This window comes from Haloimpatiens lingqiaonensis, from assembly GCF_901447495.1.
In the GTDB taxonomy this organism is placed as follows: Bacteria; Bacillota; Clostridia; order Clostridiales; family Clostridiaceae; genus Haloimpatiens; species Haloimpatiens lingqiaonensis.
On record NZ_CABDWS010000169.1, the window covers coordinates 1 to 1377 of the forward strand.

The 1377-nt window shown below is 28.1% G+C and carries 1 protein-coding gene; it reads right to left on the bottom strand.

Annotation, left to right across the window (positions count from 1 at the left end; all coding sequences use genetic code 11):
- Positions 1-562: 562 nt before the first annotated feature.
- Positions 563-1377: transposase (locus tag FGK85_RS15120; protein WP_138207982.1), on the bottom strand; the 815-nt coding region annotated here is incomplete at its 5' end.

Below are 1377 nucleotides of genomic sequence, written 5' to 3' on the forward strand. Positions count from 1 at the left end.
AGATTAAATTTCATAATTATACAAACATACATTCTTATTGGACTGTATGCTTGTTAAGGTTACCCTTTTTTAAAGAAATCATTTCATTTTTCTTTTATTTTGTTCTTGACATATTACCAAATTGCTTTTATTCCCAAGTGCAAAGTTTCTTCCACTAGCTTTTTCTTAAGTAGAAAATTTTTTAATTTAATTTTATAATTCAAGTGCCTCTATTTTGATTATTTGCAATTTATGCTTGTACTATACTCAATGTATTATTTAGTTAATCGGTTTACTAAACCGATTAACTAAATAATACATTATAAATTTATACCTGTCAATAACTTAATGTAAACATTTAAATAATAACTTTCTGAAAATTTTGTTAAAAAAATATCTATTATAGATAAGTATCCAATTGTTAACTCTCTTGTATAAATGTATAATAATATTATATAGGTAAGAGACCAGCTAGTAAAAGTCAATAAGTTTTTATAAAAAGTTTTATTAATAAAAATAGGCATCACAAAAAATCCATTGAAAAATACGAACAATGGGAAATGGCTCCTAATTGTTTTAGCCGTTAGGCTGCTTGTTCTGATTTAGTGTTTAGATACATTTTTGAATGTATCTTGGGGTCACGTAGTTCATACTCTTTTTGATTTTTAAGAACAGAGAATATGTAGTTAATTAGCTTATGCATTATTGCAACTAAGCCTACTTTTTTACTTTTACCTTTCATATTCTCATTATAGAAACTTAGTAGAACTCTATTTATAGGTTCACCGTTTGTATTCTTACGTATGGATGCTAACGCGACAGCGTATAAGGCCCTACGGCCTATTCTGGTACCTCGTTTGGACATGACGTTTCTGTCACTATTAAACTTACCAGATTGGCTAACAGAAGGGTCTAAGCCAAAATAAGCAACTAAATGTTTAGGTTTAACAAAACCTTTAATATTGCCGATTTCACTCATTATTGTGATGGCAGTTAGTTCTCCAACACCTGGTATTGAGTAAAGTAATTGTACATTTTTCTTAAATTCATCAGAGATTCTATTGCTATTCATTAATAGATGAATTTCTGTTAATAGATTTCCAATTTGGATTTCTAATGATTCTATTACTGAAATAGTATTAATTATTTTTACAAATAAACTTGGTGATTTAAGACCAATGTAAACAGCTTCCTCAGCAGCATCATATAGCTTTTTATAAGTTTTTTCACTATTTGCTAGTCCCCTTCGAGAATTGCTTGAAATGAGGTTAATAAGTTCATCTCTATCAGCATTTATAATTGCTTCAGGACTAGAATACTTTTTTAATATAGCTATTGATGTTTTTCCAGTAATGTCTGAAAATACAGAGCTATAACTAGGAAATATAACTCTTAAAT